Source organism: Streptomyces coeruleorubidus, from assembly GCF_008705135.1.
Classification (GTDB): domain Bacteria; phylum Actinomycetota; class Actinomycetes; order Streptomycetales; family Streptomycetaceae; genus Streptomyces; species Streptomyces coeruleofuscus.
On sequence record NZ_CP023694.1, the window covers coordinates 7,226,958 to 7,243,105 of the forward strand.

Sequence of the window (16,148 nt, forward strand, 5' to 3'; positions counted from 1 at the left end):
AGATCGTGGAGGATGGGCCCATGCGACCCGACCTGTGCCTGGAGAACGCGGGCCGCCGCTACGGCCTGCGCGGCCCCTGGGTGTTACGTGGTGTCGACCTGACCGTGGCACCCGGCCGGCTCGTCCGCGTCGAGGGCGGCAACGGCACCGGCAAGTCCACCCTCCTGCGGCTGCTCGCCGGCATCGACGCCCCCAGCGAGGGCCGGATCACCGGCCGCCCGCGCACCGCGTACGTCCCCGAGCGGTTCCCGCCGGCCCTGCCGTTCACCGCCGCCGGCTACCTCACCCACCTCGGCACCGTGCACGGCCTGACCCGCGCGGCGGCCACCCGCGCCGCCGCCGAGTGGCTGGAGCGCCTCGGCGCCGCCGCCTACGCCGATACGCCGCTGGCACGGCTGTCGAAGGGCAGCAGCCAGAAGGTCGCGGTCGCCCAGGCCCTGCTCGGGGAGCCGGAGCTGCTGGTGCTGGACGAGGCGTGGACCGGCCTGGACACCGACGCCCGTGCCGAGCTGGAGCGGGCGGTCGCCGAGCGTACGGCGGCCGGCGGATCCGTGGTGTTCGTCGATCACGACCCGCGCCGCCTCGCGGGCCTGCCCGACGCGACGTACACCGTGCGCGACGGGAGCCTCGCCGAGCGCGCCGGGCCGGGACCGCTGCCGTCCGGACCACAGGTCACGGTCGAGGTCCAGGGCCCGCCGGACGGACGGCTTCCCGACGACGTGCGGCGGACCGTCACCGCCGCCGAGGAGACCGCGCCGGGCAGCCACCGCCTCACCGTCCCCGCCCCGCACTCCGACGTCCTGCTCCGCGCCCTGCTCACGGCCCACCCGCCCTGGCACGTGGTGCGTGTGGAGCGGCAGGCTGACGCCCCCGGGAGCCGCCGGTGACCGCCCTGCTGCGCTACCACGCCGCCCTGCTGCTGCGCTCCCAGCGCTGGCTGCCGCCGTTCCTGCTGTACGCCGCCTTCCTCGCCGTCAGCGTCCAGGCCGGACAGCCGGTGCTCGACTCGCTCGGCTACTCCGCCGCCGCGCTGCTGCCCGTCGCCGCCTGGCTGGCGCGGATCTGCGCCACGGCCGAGCCGCAGGCCGCGCGCGGCTGCGTGGCGGCGGCCGTCGGGCCCGCGCGCGCCCATGTGGCCTGCCTGCTGGTGGCGTTGTCCGGTGCGGCGGCGCTCGGCACGGTCGCGACCCTCGGCGTGACGCTGCTGAGCGCTCCGGTCGCCTCGGACCACCGCACCCCGGTGCCGCTCGCCCCCGCCTGCGGGGCCGGGCTGCTCGCCGCCCTGGCCTGCGCCCTGCTGGGCACGGCCGTCGGCGCGCTCACCAGCCGGCCACTGCTGCGGTCGCGGGGCCGTGCCGTCCTGGCGATGCTGCTCGCGGCGCTGCTGTCCCTCGTCGCGACGGGCTCCCCGGCGCAGGCGGCGGTGCAGGGCCTGGTGACCGGCTCACGGTCGGGCACCGTCCCCCTGCCGCTGCTGCCCCTGGCCGCGGCAGCCCTGCTCACGGCCGCCGCGCTGGCCCTGGCCGGTGCGCTCGCCGCCCGCAGGTCACCCTGAGCAGGCGGTGCGCTGCGCCTCCTGCCACTCGCAGACCGGGCAGAGGGTGATGCCCTTGTACGACTCCGGATACTCCGTCGGCTCCCGGCACAGCACGCACTCCGCGTACGGCGGCCCCTCCGCCCGGGGCGGCCTGGTCGCGTCGATCAGGCAGTAGTCGTTCTCGCTCATACCTCCAGCGTAGGCCGGTCAGCGTGCCTCCGGGCGGGTCCGCGCACCGCTGTCCGCCGCCCCGATCAGCTCGGACACCTTCACGAACCTGTAGCCCTCGCGGCGCAGCTCGGGCACGATCGCGCGTACCGCCCGTTCGGTCGCCGGGGCGGCGCTGCGCGTGCAGTGCAGCACCACCACGGACCCCGGCCGCACCCCGTCCAGCACCTGCCGGGCGACCACGTCCGGGTCCGACTCGAACGCGTCGCCGCCGACCACGTCCCACTGCACGGCGGTCACGCCGGCCGGTGTCAGCGCCTTCAGGGCCCGCCGGTCGTAACAGCCTCCGGGGAAACGGAAGTACGGCATCGGATCCGTCACGCCGGCCTTCCGGAAGGCGGCGTACGCCCGCTCCACGTCCGACCGCATCCGCCCCTCGGGCACGGTCGGCAGGCCGTAGCAGTCCCGTGTGTAGGCGTAGTGGCTGTAGGAGTGGTTGGCGACCTCGAAGAGCGGGTCCCGGCCGATGGAACGGGCCTGGTCCGGGTACTGCTCGGCCCACCGCCCGGTCATGAACACGGTGGCGGGCACCTTCAGCGCGCGCAGCGTGGAGATCAGGCGCGGATGGTCGAACCGCTCACCCGCCGCCGCCCGTGCCCCCTGCCCGGCGGTCATGTCGGCGTCGAAGGTGAGCGCGACGGTCCTGCCGCGGGTGCGGGGACCGTGTTCGAAGACGGGGGTCAGGCCGGCGGGGCCGGGCACGAGGGTCGGAGGGCGCGAGGGTGGTGCGGACGCCGGCGGGGCCGCCCGCGGGGGCCGGCCGGTCCCGCAGGCGGCGAGGACCGCGCTCAGGGCGCACACGGCGGCGACACGGCGGAGGAGAATGATCACCGTATGAAGATATGAACGGGATCGTCCTCTTATGCGCGTCGGCTGCGGGCGTCACCCGGCCGTCAGAGGTCCCGCTGCTCCAAGGGCTTGGTCGCCGGGCCCTGGATCACCTTGCCGTCCGTGTCGAAGCGGGAGCCGTGGCAGGGGCACTCCCAGGCGCGTTCGGCGGAGTTGAAGGCGACCAGGCAGCCCAGGTGGGTGCAGCGGGCGGAGAAGGAGTGCAGGTTGCCGTCCTCGTCCCGGTAGACCGCGAGGCGGTGGTGGCCGTCGGCGCGGACCACGGCCCCCTCGCCGGGCGGCAGGGACTCCACCGGCGGCGAGGGCCGCAGCCGGTCGCCGAGGAAGTGGCCGGCGACCTTGGCCTGGGTCTTGAGGAACGACGGCGCCTCCCGCACGGCGGGCTTCAGCCGGCGCGGGTCGTACAGCCCGCTCCACTCGCGCTCCTCGCCCGTGATCTGCGCGGCGAGGAGGCTGCCCGCCATGATGCCGCCGGTCATGCCCCAGCCGCCGAAGCCGGTGGCCACGTAGGCGTGCCGGGCGCCCGGGTGCAGCGGGCCGACCATCGGCACGGTGTCGGTCGGAGTGTTGTCCTGCGTGGCCCACCGGTTGGTGACATGCAAGTCCGGGAAGTGCTCGACGGCCCAGGCGGTGAGGCGCTCGAAAGCGGCCCGCGGGTCGCCCGTGCCCGGCGTGAAGTGCTCACCGGTGACGATGAGCAGCCGCCGGCCCTCGTCGTACGGTGCCGTGCGCACCGAGCGGGTGTTCTCGTCGGGCGTGATGAACATGCCGTCCGGGTCCTGGTCCGCGGGGATCGTCCCGGCGACGACCAGTTCGCGCTTCGGCGTGAGCCGGGTGAACAGCAGGGCCCGGTCGAAGATCGGGTAGTGCGTCGCGACGACGACGTCCCGGGCCCGCACCGTCGCCCCGGCCCTGGTCGACAGCCGGCACGGCTCGCCCTCGTCCAGGCCGAGGACCGTGGTGTCCTCGAAGATCCGCCCACCGTGCTCGACGAGGTCGGCGGCGAGGGCCAGCAGGTACTTGCGGGGGTGGAACTGGGCCTGGCCGGTGACCTTGACCGCGCCCGCCACGGGGAAGGGCAGCCCGGTCTCCTCCACGAACTCGGCGGGCAGCCCGGCCTCGGCGGCCGCCCGCGCCTCGGCCCGCAGCTCGTCGACCCGGCCGGGGTCGCACGCGTAGGTGTAGGCGCTCCTGGTCTCCCAGTCGCAGTCGATGCCCAGTTCCCCGGCGATCCCGGCCGCGCGCTCGATCGCCTCGGACTGGGAGCGGGCGTACAGCCGCGCGCCCTCGGGGCCGCGGGTGCGGCGCAGCTTGTCGTAGACGAGTGTGTGCAGGGCGGTGACCTTGGCAGTGGTGTGCCCGGTGACCCCGGCCGCGACCCGCCCGGCCTCCAGCACCGCCACGCTCCGCCCGGCCCGCGTCAGTTCCCACGCCGTGCTCAGTCCGGCGATCCCGCCGCCGATCACCGCCACGTCGACGTCCAGGTCCTCCGTCAGGGCCGGATGGCGGCCGTCCGGTGCGGTCTCCATCCAGTACGAGCTGCTGACCTGCTGCTTCTCGCTCATGAGCCACCGAGTACCCCCGACTGCCCGGCTTCAGCATCCGGCGTGCCGCTTTACAGAAGCAGTCGGCAGGACTAACGTACAACCAAATGGTTGTAGATGAGTTGAGCGACGAGACGGTGGACCGGCTGTTCCACGCCCTGGCCGACACCACGCGCCGGGACATACTGCGCCGTTGCGTGCGCGGGAAGCTGTCGGTCTCGCGGCTGGCCGAGGCCTATCCGATGAGCTTCGCGGCGGTGCAGAAGCACGTCGCGGTGCTGGAACGGGCCGGTCTCGTCAGCAAGCAGCGCAGCGGACGGGAGCAGCTCGTGCGCACCGACCCCGACGCGGTGGGCCGCGCCCGCCAGGCCCTCGACGAGCTCGAGTCGGCATGGCGCGGACGCGTGGACCGGATGGCCCGGCTGCTCGCGGAGGACCCCACTGCCGAAGAGCCGGAAGCCCCCGGTACCGAAGAGAACGACACCCCGGAAGGACCCCGGAGATGAGCGTCACCAGTGTCGACAAGGACCTCGACAACCTCACCCTCACCCTGATCGCCGACTTCGCCGCCCCGGTGGAGCGGGTGTGGCGGCTGTGGGCCGACCCCCGGCAGCTGGAGCGCTGGTGGGGCCCGCCGACCTACCCGGCGACCGTGGAGCGGCACGACCTGACCCCCGGCGGAGAGGTCACGTACTTCATGACCGGCCCGGAGGGCGACCGGCACCGCGGCTGGTGGCGGATCACCTCGGTCGCCGAGCCGACCTCCCTGCAGTTCACCGACGGCTTCGCTGACGACGACGGAAAGCCCAAGGACGACATGCCGACCATGTCCGTGGCGGTGCGGCTGAGCGAACACAGCGGCGGCACCCGCATGGAGATGCGCTCCCTGTTCGACTCCCGTGAGCAGATGGAGCAGCTGATCACCATGGGCATGGAGGAGGGCCTGAAGGAGGCCGTCGGCCAGATCGACGCCCTGCTGGCCGCCTGACCGCCCGGATCAGGACCGACCGTTCAGGCCCGGCCGCCCGGTCAGGACTCCCGCAGCAGCCGCTTCCGGCATGCCGCCACGTCGAAGTCCGCCTCCGGATACCGCGGATCCAGCTCCCGCAGATGCTCCAGGAGCAGCGCGCTGACCGCCCAGTTGCGGTACCACTTGTGGTCGGCCGGGACCAGGTACCAGGGCGCGTACGAGGTGCCGCAGCGCTCCAGGGCCACCTCGTAGGCCTCCTGGTACGCGGGCCACAGGGCGCGGTCGTCGATGTCGGACGGGGCGAACTTCCAGCGCTTCTCCGGCCTGTCGAGGCGTCTGAGCAGGCGGCGGCGCTGCTCGTCGTTGGAGATGTGCAGGAAGCACTTGACCAGGGTCACGCCGTCGTCGGCGAGGGACCGCTCGAAATCGTTGATCCGCTCGTAGCGGCTTTCGATCACGGCGCGTGGCGCGAGGTCCCGGACGCGGGCGACCAGGACGTCCTCGTAGTGCGAGCGGTCGAAGATGCCCAGTTCACCGGGGAGCGGGAGCGCCTTCTCCACGCGCCACAGGAACGGGTGCGCGCGCTCCTCGGCCGTCGGTGCCTTGAACGCCGTGATCCGGCAGCCGGCCGGGTTCAGCTGACCGATGACGTGCTTGACCGTGCCGCCCTTGCCGCTGGTGTCCATGCCCTGGAGGACCAGCAGGACGCGGCGCCGGTCGCCCGCGGTGCTCGCCGCCCACAGCCGTTCCTGGAGGCCGGCGAGCTGCTCGCCGATCCGGGCCGTCGCGGCCTTGCCCGCCGCCTTGCCGTCCGGGCCGCCGGGAGTGGCGGCGGTGTCGTGCCGGGACAGGTCGACCGGCTCGCCGCCGGGGAGGCGCAGCCGCTCCCGCAGCGAGGTCCCGCGCCCGGCCTTCTTGTCCTTCACCGCGGAACCCCTCACCGCCGAGTCCTCCGCCGCCGTGTCCTTCTCCGGTCCGTCCCTCTCCGGTTCGTCCTTCTTCGCCACCGGGCTCCTTCCGTTCCCCGAGCCTCGATCGTCCGCCGGGGCGCCGGGTTCCGCACCCGGCGCCCGGCGGGAACAGCGCCGCGCTTACCGGCGCCAGGGGCCCGTCACCGCGAACGTGGTGCCGGGCCGGTAGCAGTTGACGTACATCGTCTCGCCGTCGGGCGAGAAGGTCACCCCGGCGAACTCACCCCACTCGGGCTCCTCCAGGGTGCCGATGTTCTGCCGGTTGCGGGCCATCGCGTACACCTCGCCGCGCCGGGTCACGCCGTAGACGTGCTGGGCGCCTTCACCGTCCTCGCAGACCATCAGGCCGCCGCTGGGCGCCAGGCAGATGTTGTCCGGCGACTCTCCCGGCTTCTGGATGTCGGTGTCCGGGCCGAAGACGATCACCAGGGTCAGCCGGCGCCGGTCCGGGTCGTAGCGCCACACCTGCCCGAAGTGGTCGGCCGCCGAGCCCTCCGCGCTGCGGGCGAACGACGACACGAAGTACACCGACCGGCCGCCCCAGTAGCAGCCCTCCAGCTTCTGCGCGTGCGTGATGCCCTTGGGGCCGAAGTCCTGGAGCCGGATCGGCGTCTGCGCGGCCTGCGGGTCCGGTACGTCCACCCACTCGACGCGGTCGAACTCGGCGCCGATGTCCTGGATCGAGGACAGGTCCGGCACGCCGGGCACGCGCATGGCCTGGAGCCGGCCGCCCGCGCGCAGCGAACCCCGCCCGCCCAGCGGCCTGTCCGGCAGGAAACGGTAGAAGAGGCCGAAGGGCTTCTGGAAGGCGTCCTCGGTCTCGTACACCACACCCAGCCGGGGATCGACGGCGATCGCCTCGTGCTGGAAGCGGCCCATCGCGGTCAGCGGTACGGCTCCCGTGCGGCGCGGGTCGACCGGGTCGACCTCGAAGATGAAGCCGTGGTCCTTGGCGTACCCGGCGGTGCCCGCCTTGTCCTCGGTCTCCTCGCAGGTCAGCCAGGTGCCCCACGGGGTGGGACCGCCCGCGCAGTTCACGGCCGTGCCGGCGATCGCCACGCGTTCCGACAGGACCCTGTTGCGGGAGTCCAGCGTCAGGGCCGTGCAGCCGCCCTTGCCGGCCGGGTCGTAGGTGAGGCCGTCGATCGCCGGGACCGGGACCTTGCCGTCGGCCCGGTTCTCGTGGTTGCGGACGAGATGGACCCGGCCGCCTCTGCCCCCGAAGGCCGACATGCCGTCGTGGTTGGAGGGGACCTCGCCCTCGCCGGAGCGGAGCGGGTCTCCCTCGCGGGAGAGGACCCGGTAGCTGAAACCTTCCGGCAGGTCGAGCAGGCCCTTCGGGTCGGGGACGAGCGGGCCGTAGCCGTCGTGGCCGAGGGTCCGGGCGGCGGCGGTGCCGGCGAAGAGTTCGGACAGGGCACCGGAGAACGCGATCCCGACGCCCAGGGCGCCCGTCCCGGCGAGCATCTGACGGCGTGTGGCGAATCGACCGGTTTTGGTCATGGGGAAACCTTCCTGCTGGCGGACAGGAACTGTGATCCCGCTGTGTCTATCACCTGGTGCGGGTCGCGGGAACCACGCGCGTAGCGCGGGTCACTGCTCGACCGCGTGCCGCAGCTCGTCGATGGCCTGTTGTGTCGTGTCGACGGGGTGCTGTGTCGTGTCGACGGGGTGCTCTGCCGTGTCGACGGAGCGTTCCGCCGTGTCGACGGAGCGTTCCGCCGGAGCCGGAGCCTGCTGGCCCCCCTCCTGGTGGCCCCTCTCCAGGAACCGCAGGAGCTCCACCGGGATGGGCAGCACCAGCGTGGAGTTCTTCTCCGCCGCCACGGCCATCACGGTCTGGAGCAGGCGGAGCTGGAGGGCCGAGGGAGTGTCGGCCATCTGCTGGGCGGCCTGGGACAGCTTCTTGGAGGCCTGGTACTCCGCGTCGGCGTTGATCAGCCGGGCCCGCCGCTCGCGGTCGGCCTCGGCCTGGCGGGCCATGGAGCGCTTCATCGTGTCCGGCAGGGACACGTCCTTGATCTCCACGCGGTCGATGGTCACGCCCCACTCCACGGCCGGGCTGTCGATCATCAGCTCCAGGCCCTGGTTGAGCTTCTCCCGGTTGGACAGGAGGTCGTCCAGTTCGCTCTTGCCGATGATCGAGCGCAGGGAGGTCTGTGCCATCTGGGAGACGGCGAAGCGGTAGTCCTCGACGTTGACGACCGCGGCCGCCGGGTCCACGACCTTGAAGTACACGACCGCGTCGACCCGCACGGTCACGTTGTCGCGGGTGATGCCCTCCTGGGCGGGCACCGGCATGGTCACGATCTGCAGGTTGACCTTACGCATCCGGTCCACCGCGGGGACGATGAGGTTGAACCCGGGCCGCCGCACCTCCCCGTGCAGCCGTCCGAGCCGGAACACGACCCCGCGCTCGTACTGCTTGACGACCCGCGCCGCCGTGGCCAGATACACCAGCCCCGCGGTCCCGGCCGCCACCGCCGCCCCGATCAGCTCTTCGACCATGCCGACCTCCCCGTCCAGAGGTCCGTTTCATCTGTCCCTGTAACGATATGCCTGGAATCGGGGTCCGGGCCATGCCTCGGGGGCCGGGGGACCGGGGGTCATACACGCGAAGGTCCGGGGCGCGCCTTCTCAGGCGCGCCCCGGACCAGGGGGTGTCGGCGTTCCGGCTACGTCGCTACGCGACCGTGACCTTCTCGGCCTCCGGCGACAGCTCCGGCTCCGTGACCTTCACCGGCTCGGTGCCCGTCGCGCTGTGGCGTTCGGCCCAGCTCTCCAGGGCCGTGCGGCAGGCGTGGTCGAGGTGGTGCAGACCCGAGAGGTCCAGCTCGACCGGGCGGTCCTGGGGCAGGCTCTCCAGGCTGTCGAGGATCTTCGGCAGCCGCAGGAACGTCGCGTTGCCCGACAGGTACGCCTGGATCGGACCGGCGCCCTTGTCTATGACCTCGAGCTTCACGTGCGAGGCCTCCCAGGCGGTCTTGACGACCGACAGGGCCAGACCGATCAGGACGCCCTCGAACATGTTCACCGCGACGATCGACACGGCCGTGACCACGAGGATCAGCGCCTCGCCCTTGTGGGCCCGCCACAGCGCCACGACCTGGCGGAACGGGATCAGCTTCCAGCCCGCGTGCACCAGGATGCCGGCGAGGGCGGGAAGCGGGATCAGGGCCAGGGCCCACGGCATCGCGGCCGCGAACAGCAGCAGCCACACGCCGTGCAGCACACGCGACGCCTTGGTCTTCGCACCCGCGTTGACGTTGGCGGAGCTGCGGACGATCACCGCGGTCATGGGCAGCGCGCCGAGCAGACCGCACACGGTGTTGCCCGCGCCCTGGGCGATCATCTCCTTGTTGTACTGGGTGCGCGGACCGTCGTGCAGCCGGTCCACGGCCGCCGCGCTGAACAGGCTCTCCGCGGAGGCGATCAGCGCGAAAGCGATGATCGTGCCCCAGATGGCCGGGCCGGCGAGCTGGCTGAGGGCCTCGGTCCCGGGCGGCTGGATGACGCCGAGCAGGCCCTCCACCTCGACGGTGGCGACCGGGAGGCTGAAGGCGAGCGTGGCGACCGTGGCCAGGACCACCGCCGCGAGGGCGCCCGGCACGGACTGCACGGCCTTCGGCAGCTTCTTCCACAGCACTATGACGGCGATGGTGCCCGCGCCGATCGCGAGCGAGATCAGGGCCTCGGTGCTGCCCAGGACGTCGGTGAACGCCCCCGGCAGCCCCGCGATCTTGCCTATGCCGGTCTCCGGGGCCTTCAGGCCCGCCGCCGCGTAGATCTGCCCGGCGATGATCACCAGGCCGATGCCGCAGAGCATGCCCTCGACGACGGAGACGGAAATGGCCCTGAACCAGCGGCCGATGCCGAGGAAGCCCATGGCGAGCTGGAGCAGACCGGCCATCAGCACGATCACGCCGAGTGCGGCCACGCCGAACTCGCTGACGGCTTCGAAGACCAGCACGGTCATGCCGGCGGCGGGCCCGGACACCTGGAGGCTGCTGCCGCGCATGAGGCCGGTGACGAGGCCGCCCACGATGCCGGTGATCAGGCCGAGTTCGGCAGGGACGCCGGAGGCGACGGCCACGCCGATGCAGAGCGGCACGGCGACGAGGAAGACGACGATGGAGGCGAGGAAGTCCTGCCTCAAGTAAGGGAACTTGGTCATGGCGTCCCTCACAGGGTCTCGAAGGTGTCGGTCTCCGCGTGGTGTTGCCGCACGGTTCCGGTGTGGACCTCGTAGAACCAGGCGTGCAGGCCGAGTCGGCCCTCCGCCAGCCGGCGCTCGATGCACGGGTACGACCGCAGTCGCAGCACCTGGGCGAGGACGTGGTTCTGCACGGCTTCGGCGACCGTCGGGTCCGCCGGGTCCTCGCACTTGGGTTCCTCGGCGGCGTGCGCGAGCCAGTCGCGCACCGCCGGTACGGCGGCGAGGTCGTCGCCCCGTACCACCGCGCCCACGGCACCGCAGTGCGAGTGGCCGCAGACCACGATGTCCTTGACGCCGAGGACTTCCACGGCGTACTCGATGGTGGCCGCCTCGGACGTGGGGTGTTCCAAGGCGTGCGGGGGGACGATGTTGCCGGCGGTGCGCAGCTCGAAGAGCTCGCCGGGCCGGGCGCCCGTGATCAGGGCCGGTACGACCCTGGAGTCGGAGCAGGTGATGAACAGGACGTCGGGGGACTGACCCTCGGCGAGGCGGGCGAACTCCTCAGGGCGCTGTCCGAACGTGCGGGCGTTGTCGATGAGGGGTTGCATGAGTGTGGTGACTCCTCCTGGCGCGCAGTGGGGGCGCGTCGGACGGGCATGACAGAGGTGGGGGATGGAACTGCTCTGTTCCTCAGCAGCGGAAGACCTGAAGTGCTGCTGGTGTGTGCGACGCCGAGGATCTCGACGTGCGTTCGTGTGTGGCGCCGGGTGTGACCCGTTCCGGTGCTGTCGGCGGGATGTGCCTCAGCAGCGGCCGCTCGGCCGAGGGCGCGGGTTCGGTGCTGTGGAACCGGTCGCGGGTCCGCAGGGGGCCGGTCGGGCCCCCGTGGTGTCCGGCGCGGCAGGTCGCGATCTCGTCGCGCAGAGCCTTCCCGGAGAACTTGGTCACGGGGCGCGAAGACGTGCCGGAGGGTTCAGTTCCGGGCTGAGCCTTGGCCTCGACTTCACGGGGTGTGTGCGCGGATGCGAAGGATGCCGTCGGTGCGAAGAACTGGAGGGCGAGCAGGACGGCGGCGAGGATCGAAACCATGGTCCGTACCGTCGTACCTCGGTACATGCGCCCCCCTTCAGGTGATTCGCACATCTAGCGCTGACCAACACTTAGTCAATGGCTGGTCAAGAAACACGTTAACCCTGCAAAGTCATTTGCAGGGTTAACTTAACGTTTCAAGCTGAAGAGAGCCTGAAAACCGTAGGTGGCTTGGCTTGAACCCAGCCTTGCCGTACGGCGGTTGGCACGATATTGGGGTTGTGGTTACCGCGAGTTCGTCAACTTGGCCGCGTCGCGGGCCAGGGCGGTGAGCCGGGAGATGGCCCGGAAGTACTTCTTGCGGTAGCCGCCGTTCAGCATCTCGTCGCTGAAGAGCTGGTCGAAGGGCAGGCCCGAGGCCAGCACGGGCACTTCGCGGTCGTAGAGCCGGTCCGCGAGGACGACGAGCCGAAGTGCCGTCGACTGGTCGGGAACCGGCCGCACGCCGGTGAGGCAGACGGCCTTGACTCCGTCGGTCAGGGCACCGTACCGGCTGGGGTGGACGCGGGCCAGGTGGTCCAGGAGGGGCGAGAACGCGTCGAGGGACGCGCCCTCGGTGGCGTGCGCCGCCTTGGTCACCTCTTCGTCGGAGTACGGCGGCGGCGCCTCGGGCAGGCCGCGGTGGCGGTAGTCCTCGCCGTCGATGCGCAGGGCGCGGAAGTGGGCCGACAGGCCCTGGATCTCGCGCATGAAATCGGCCGCGGCGAACCGGCCCTCACCGAGCTTGCCGGGCAGCGTGTTGGAGGTGGCGGCGAGCGCGACGCCCGCGTCGACGAGCTTGCCGAGCAGGGTGGAGACCAGGACCGTGTCGCCGGGGTCGTCGAGCTCGAACTCGTCGATGCACAGCAGCCGGTGGCCGGACAGGGTCTGGACGGTCTGCTGGAACCCGAGGGCGCCGACGAGGTTGGTCAGCTCCACGAACGTGCCGAACGCCTTGCGGGCGGGCTCGGCCGGGGTGGCGTGCCACAGGGACGCCAGCAGGTGGGTCTTGCCGACGCCGTAACCGCCGTCGAGGTAGACGCCGCGCGGGCCGGCCGGGGTCGCCTTCCTGGGCGCCCTGCCGAATCCGAACAGCCGCCGCTTGCCGGAACCGCCCGCCTCTTGGCCGAGACCCGCCGCGAAGCCCTCCAGGACCTGGACGGCCTCCGTCTGGCTGGGCTGGTTCGGGTCCGGTATGTACGTGCTGAAGCGCACCGAGTCGAACCGCGGCGGCGGCACCATCTCGGCGACCAGCCGGTCCGCGGGAACGCGCGGCTCACGGGCGCACAGGGACAGCGGGGCCGGGTCGGTCACGGGGCCGGATCCGGAGGGGGCAGGGGAGGAGGACACGGTTCACCATGCTACGGGGCGTGGAACACTGCACGGCATGCGACGTCTGTTCCCTGTGACCGATGAAACAGCAGCTCCGGACTCGGGTGGGATGCCCGGGGAGGACGTGCGTGAGGGGGCCGGGCGGGAGTGGAGTCTGGCCGAGCTCGCCGCCGCGTACGCCTATCCCGAGGTGGGGCCCGGCGGGCCGCTGCCGTGGCTGCGCGCCAACATGGTGTCCACGCTGGACGGGGCCGCCCAGCACGACGGCCGTTCGCAGCCCATCTCCAGCAAGACCGACATGCGGATCTTCGGCACGCTGCGGGCGCTGGCGGACGTCGTGGTCGTCGGCGCGCAGACGGTGCGCCAGGAGGGGTACCGGCCGGCACGCGCGCGTGCCGAGTTCGCCGGGATGAGGGAGGCGGCCGGACAGAGCCCCGCACCCGCGATCGCGGTGGTCTCCGCCAGTCTGGACCTGGACTTCTCGCTGCCGCTGTTCACCTCGCCCCTGGTGCCCACCCTCATCCTCACGGGAGCCTCGGCCGCCCCGGACCGCGTCGCCGCCGCCGAGAAGGCGGGCGCCCGGGTGGTCACCGCCGGGGACGGCATCGGCGTGGACCCGGCCCGCGCCGTCCAGGCCCTCGCCGGCCTCGGGTACACCAGGCTGCTGACCGAGGGCGGCCCGCGGCTGCTCGGGCAGCTGGTGGCGGCCGGCGTGCTCGACGAGCTGTGCCTGACCGTCTCCCCGATGCTGACCGCGGGCGACGCGCAGCGCATCGCCGGGGGGCCCGCCGTCACGGTGCCGCAGCGCTTCAGGCTGGTGTCGATGCTGGAGGAGGACGGCTTCCTGTTCACGCGGTACGGGCGGTCCTGACGTACTGAACCGCGCGACACGGGGTACAGGTCTCGGCGGCCGGGATGCCGAACCGGTCGGTAGGCCCGGAATCGGTACGGTGGTCACCGCCGGTCCGGTCATCGACGGAATGTGCCGTTCCGTTTGCTTTGCGGAGGGCACACTGGACCCGGCAGTACCCGTGCGAACACGGGGGCAGGATGGTTTCCGCAGGGCCCGGCACGGCCCACGGAGGAGTGGGGCCGCAGGCCCCCGGGAGCAGAAGGGGCGCCTGGTGTTCACAAGCGTATTGATGATCGAGAAGGCCCTGACATCCGCCGACGTGGAGTTCGTCACGACGTTGCACGGGGAGGAGCAGGTCTCCTTCCAGGTGCTGCTCCAGCCGCGCGGCGAGCAGGCGGACCGGCTGCTGCGGGCCATCGACGACGTCGCGCTCGGCGAGCTCGACGAGGCCGTACGCGAGGGGGAGACACCGGAGGGCGAGGAGGCGCTGAGCGTCGGGCAGCGGGCCCTGGAGGTCTCGCTCGCGGCGTTGCGGGCTTCCGGTAGCGAGGCAGGAGGACGGCTGATCGAGGACCATCCGCTGGACGCGCTGAAGTCCCTGGTGGAGGAGGCCGGGGCCGACGAGGTCATCGTGCTGACCGACCCCCACTACGTAGAGGAGTTCTTCCACCGGGACTGGGCGTCGAGGGCGCGGCACAAGGTCGGTGTGCCGGTGCTGAAGCTGTTCTCGCACAGCAAGGCGTAGCCGCCGGCGGTGGCGGCATCGCTGAACGCTTCGGCATAGGCTGTGCCGCTGAACGTTCCGCACACGCACAGGGAGACACGCATGGCACCCGGCCTTCCCACCGCCATGGACCGACCGCACTTCATCGGCATCGGCGGGGCCGGGATGTCGGGGATCGCGAAGATCCTCGCGCAGCGCGGGGCCGTCGTGGCGGGCAGTGACGCCAAGGAGTCGGCGACGGCCGAGGCGCTGCGGGCGCTGGGTGTGACGGTGCACATCGGGCACGCGGCCCGGCACCTGGCCGACGACGCCAGCTGTGTGGTCGTGTCCTCGGCGATCCGGCAGGACAACCCCGAGCTGGCCCGCGCGGCCGAGCTCGGCATCCCCGTCGTGCACCGCTCCGACGCCCTCGCCGCCCTGATGGAGGGCCTGCGCCCGATCGCCGTCGCCGGTACGCACGGCAAGACGACCACGACCTCCATGCTGGCCGTGTCGCTGAGCGAGCTGGGCCTGAAGCCGTCGTACGCGATCGGCGGGGACCTGGACGCGCCCGGCTCCAACGCGCTGCACGGCGAGGGCGAGATCTTCGTCGCCGAGGCGGACGAGTCGGACCGCAGCTTCCACAAGTACGCGCCCGAGGTCGCGATCGTCCTCAACGTCGAGCTCGACCACCACGCCAACTACGCGTCGATGGACGAGATCTACGAGTCGTTCGAGACGTTCGTGGACCGCGTCACCGAGGGCGGCACGCTGGTGATCACCGCCGACCACGAGGGCGCGCGGGAGCTGACGCGCCGGGTCGCGGGACGCGGCGTGCGGGTGGTGACGTACGGCGAGTCGGAGGACGCCGGCGTGCGCATCCTGTCGGTCGTGCCGCAGGGGCTGAAGAGCGAGGTCACGGTGGTGCTGGAGGGCGAGGAGCTGACCTTCACGGTCTCCGTGCCCGGCCGGCACTACGCGCACAACGCGGTGGCCGCGCTCGCGGCGGGCGTGGCGCTCGGCGTCCCCGCCGACGAGCTGGCCGCGGCGCTGGCGGCGTACACGGGCGTGAAGCGGCGGCTCCAGCTCAAGGGCGAGGCCGCGGGTGTGCAGGTCATCGACTCCTACGCGCACCACCCCACCGAGATGACCGCCGACCTGGAGGCCATGCGCGCGGCGGCGGGCGACGCCCGGATCCTGGTCGTCTTCCAGCCGCACCTGTTCTCGCGGACGCAGGAGCTGGGCAAGGAGATGGGCCAGTCCCTGGCCCTGGCGGACGCCTCGGTCGTGCTGGACATCTACCCGGCCCGTGAGGACCCGATCCCCGGCGTGACCAGCGAGCTGATCATCGAGGCGGCCCGGGCGGCGGGCGCCGACGTGACGCCGGTGCACGACAAGGCGGACGTCCCCTCCGCGGTCGCGGGAATGGCGAAGCCGGGGGATCTCGTTCTCACCATGGGAGCGGGCGACGTCACCGACCTCGGCCCGCACATCCTGGACCGTCTGTCGAACTGAGGGGCTGGAGGCTCATGCCGTACGACGTCGAGAAGCCGGACGAGCAGTGGCGCGCGGAGCTGACCCCGGGCGAGTACGCGGTCCTGCGCCAGGCGGCCACGGAGCCCGCCTTCACCGGTGAGTACACCGACACCAAGACGCGGGGCGTCTACTCCTGCCGCGCCTGCGGAGCGGAGCTGTTCACCTCGGACACGAAGTTCGAGTCCCACTGCGGCTGGCCGTCCTTCTTCGACCCGAAGGACACCGACGCGGTGGAACTGATCGAGGACCGTACCCACGGCATGGTCCGCACGGAGGTGCGCTGCGCCCGCTGCGGCTCCCACCTCGGTCATGTGTTCGAGGGTGAGGGGTATCCGACCCCGACCGACCAGCGGTACTGCATCAACAGCATCGCGCTGCGGCTGACGCCCGTCGACAGCTGA

18 protein-coding genes are annotated in these 16,148 nt (G+C 72.1%); 8 read left to right on the plus strand and 10 right to left on the minus strand.

The features are described 5' to 3' along the window. Positions 1-20 precede the first annotated feature (20 nt). Together CP976_RS33355 and CP976_RS33360 are read left to right on the plus strand one after the other, a co-directional pair. Positions 21-887, plus strand: coding sequence for an ABC transporter ATP-binding protein (locus tag CP976_RS33355; RefSeq protein ID WP_150483641.1), 867 nt, complete (start codon positions 21-23; stop codon positions 885-887). After that, positions 884-1,555, plus strand: coding sequence for an ABC transporter (locus CP976_RS33360; protein ID WP_150483642.1), 672 nt, complete (start codon positions 884-886; stop codon positions 1,553-1,555). The genes CP976_RS33355 and CP976_RS33360 overlap by 4 nt, the downstream gene beginning before the upstream one ends. Here CP976_RS33360 and CP976_RS33365 read toward each other — a convergent pair. The 3 genes from CP976_RS33365 to CP976_RS33375 form a co-directional block, all read right to left on the minus strand. Next, on the minus strand, positions 1,547-1,726 hold the full coding sequence (locus tag CP976_RS33365) for a hypothetical protein (protein WP_150483643.1): 180 nt from the start codon (positions 1,724-1,726) through the stop codon (positions 1,547-1,549). The two genes, CP976_RS33360 and CP976_RS33365, sit on opposite strands and share 9 nt — an antisense overlap. 18 nt (positions 1,727-1,744) lie before the next feature. Continuing rightward, positions 1,745-2,596: a polysaccharide deacetylase family protein gene (locus tag CP976_RS33370; RefSeq protein WP_150483644.1), complete on the minus strand. Its 852-nt coding sequence runs from the start codon at positions 2,594-2,596 to the stop codon at positions 1,745-1,747. 62 nt (positions 2,597-2,658) lie between these two features. Then, the gene (locus CP976_RS33375; RefSeq protein ID WP_150483645.1) at positions 2,659-4,179 is read right to left on the minus strand and encodes an FAD-dependent oxidoreductase; all 1,521 of its coding nucleotides are present in this window, start codon (positions 4,177-4,179) and stop codon (positions 2,659-2,661) included. Positions 4,180-4,265: 86 nt separating this feature from the next. Between CP976_RS33375 and CP976_RS33380 the strand changes: the two genes are divergently transcribed. Together CP976_RS33380 and CP976_RS33385 are read left to right on the plus strand one after the other, a co-directional pair. Next, on the plus strand, positions 4,266-4,664 hold the full coding sequence (locus CP976_RS33380; RefSeq protein WP_150483646.1) for an ArsR/SmtB family transcription factor: 399 nt from the start codon (positions 4,266-4,268) through the stop codon (positions 4,662-4,664). After that, positions 4,661-5,146 (plus strand): SRPBCC family protein, encoded by a 486-nt coding sequence (locus tag CP976_RS33385; protein WP_150483647.1) that lies wholly within the window; start codon positions 4,661-4,663, stop codon positions 5,144-5,146. The genes CP976_RS33380 and CP976_RS33385 overlap by 4 nt, the downstream gene beginning before the upstream one ends. Positions 5,147-5,187: 41 nt before the next feature. Here CP976_RS33385 and CP976_RS33390 read toward each other — a convergent pair whose 3' ends face one another. The 7 genes from CP976_RS33390 to zapE form a co-directional block, all read right to left on the minus strand. After that, complete coding sequence (locus CP976_RS33390) at positions 5,188-6,069, minus strand: PPK2 family polyphosphate kinase (RefSeq protein WP_373304852.1); 882 nt, start codon at positions 6,067-6,069, stop codon at positions 5,188-5,190. A gap of 150 nt (positions 6,070-6,219) precedes the next feature. Continuing rightward, the gene (locus tag CP976_RS33395) at positions 6,220-7,602 is read right to left on the minus strand and encodes a PhoX family protein (protein ID WP_150483648.1); all 1,383 of its coding nucleotides are present in this window, start codon (positions 7,600-7,602) and stop codon (positions 6,220-6,222) included. Positions 7,603-7,692: 90 nt separating this feature from the next. After that, a complete protein-coding gene (locus CP976_RS33400; protein ID WP_150483649.1) occupies positions 7,693-8,607 on the minus strand; it encodes a slipin family protein in 915 nt (304 codons plus the stop codon). 175 nt (positions 8,608-8,782) lie between these two features. Continuing rightward, positions 8,783-10,273: a SulP family inorganic anion transporter gene (locus CP976_RS33405; RefSeq protein ID WP_150483650.1), complete on the minus strand. Its 1,491-nt coding sequence runs from the start codon at positions 10,271-10,273 to the stop codon at positions 8,783-8,785. A gap of 8 nt (positions 10,274-10,281) precedes the next feature. Next, entirely contained in the window at positions 10,282-10,863 is a 582-nt protein-coding gene (locus CP976_RS33410) for a carbonic anhydrase (RefSeq protein WP_150483651.1), read from the minus strand. Positions 10,864-10,945: 82 nt separating this feature from the next. Further along, the gene (locus CP976_RS33415) at positions 10,946-11,344 is read right to left on the minus strand and encodes a hypothetical protein (RefSeq protein ID WP_308429997.1); all 399 of its coding nucleotides are present in this window, start codon (positions 11,342-11,344) and stop codon (positions 10,946-10,948) included. A gap of 225 nt (positions 11,345-11,569) precedes the next feature. Further along, a complete protein-coding gene (gene zapE / locus CP976_RS33420; RefSeq protein WP_150483653.1) occupies positions 11,570-12,673 on the minus strand; it encodes a cell division protein ZapE in 1,104 nt (367 codons plus the stop codon). A gap of 37 nt (positions 12,674-12,710) precedes the next feature. Here zapE and CP976_RS33425 point away from each other — a divergent pair, with 37 nt between their 5' ends. The 4 genes from CP976_RS33425 (at position 12,711) to msrB (ending at position 16,148) form a co-directional block, all read left to right on the plus strand. After that, on the plus strand, positions 12,711-13,526 hold the full coding sequence (locus tag CP976_RS33425; RefSeq protein ID WP_150483654.1) for a pyrimidine reductase family protein: 816 nt from the start codon (positions 12,711-12,713) through the stop codon (positions 13,524-13,526). Positions 13,527-13,779: 253 nt separating this feature from the next. Continuing rightward, positions 13,780-14,253, plus strand: coding sequence for a beta/alpha barrel domain-containing protein (locus tag CP976_RS33430; RefSeq protein WP_190146832.1), 474 nt, complete (start codon positions 13,780-13,782; stop codon positions 14,251-14,253). Positions 14,254-14,334: 81 nt separating this feature from the next. Next, on the plus strand, positions 14,335-15,726 hold the full coding sequence (gene murC, locus CP976_RS33435; RefSeq protein WP_086850721.1) for a UDP-N-acetylmuramate--L-alanine ligase: 1,392 nt from the start codon (positions 14,335-14,337) through the stop codon (positions 15,724-15,726). Between the two features lie 14 nt (positions 15,727-15,740). Further along, complete coding sequence (gene msrB / locus CP976_RS33440; protein ID WP_150483655.1) at positions 15,741-16,148, plus strand: peptide-methionine (R)-S-oxide reductase MsrB; 408 nt, start codon at positions 15,741-15,743, stop codon at positions 16,146-16,148.

Excerpts from the sequence above, each read along its gene's own strand:
- CP976_RS33425 (WP_150483654.1), top strand. The coding sequence starts at position 12,711 with ATGCGACGTCTGTTCCCTGTGACCGATGAAACAGCAGCTCCGGACTCG.
- CP976_RS33355 (WP_150483641.1), top strand. The coding sequence starts at position 21 with ATGCGACCCGACCTGTGCCTGGAGAACGCGGGCCGCCGCTACGGCCTG.
- CP976_RS33365 (WP_150483643.1), bottom strand. The coding sequence starts at position 1,726 with ATGAGCGAGAACGACTACTGCCTGATCGACGCGACCAGGCCGCCCCGG.
- murC (WP_086850721.1), top strand. The coding sequence starts at position 14,335 with ATGGCACCCGGCCTTCCCACCGCCATGGACCGACCGCACTTCATCGGC.
- CP976_RS33415 (WP_308429997.1), bottom strand. The coding sequence starts at position 11,344 with ATGGTTTCGATCCTCGCCGCCGTCCTGCTCGCCCTCCAGTTCTTCGCA.
- CP976_RS33385 (WP_150483647.1), top strand. The coding sequence starts at position 4,661 with ATGAGCGTCACCAGTGTCGACAAGGACCTCGACAACCTCACCCTCACC.
- CP976_RS33410 (WP_150483651.1), bottom strand. The coding sequence starts at position 10,863 with ATGCAACCCCTCATCGACAACGCCCGCACGTTCGGACAGCGCCCTGAG.
- CP976_RS33395 (WP_150483648.1), bottom strand. The coding sequence starts at position 7,602 with ATGACCAAAACCGGTCGATTCGCCACACGCCGTCAGATGCTCGCCGGG.
- msrB (WP_150483655.1), top strand. The coding sequence starts at position 15,741 with ATGCCGTACGACGTCGAGAAGCCGGACGAGCAGTGGCGCGCGGAGCTG.
- CP976_RS33400 (WP_150483649.1), bottom strand. The coding sequence starts at position 8,607 with ATGGTCGAAGAGCTGATCGGGGCGGCGGTGGCGGCCGGGACCGCGGGG.
- CP976_RS33380 (WP_150483646.1), top strand. The coding sequence starts at position 4,266 with ATGGTTGTAGATGAGTTGAGCGACGAGACGGTGGACCGGCTGTTCCAC.
- CP976_RS33405 (WP_150483650.1), bottom strand. The coding sequence starts at position 10,273 with ATGACCAAGTTCCCTTACTTGAGGCAGGACTTCCTCGCCTCCATCGTC.
- CP976_RS33375 (WP_150483645.1), bottom strand. The coding sequence starts at position 4,179 with ATGAGCGAGAAGCAGCAGGTCAGCAGCTCGTACTGGATGGAGACCGCA.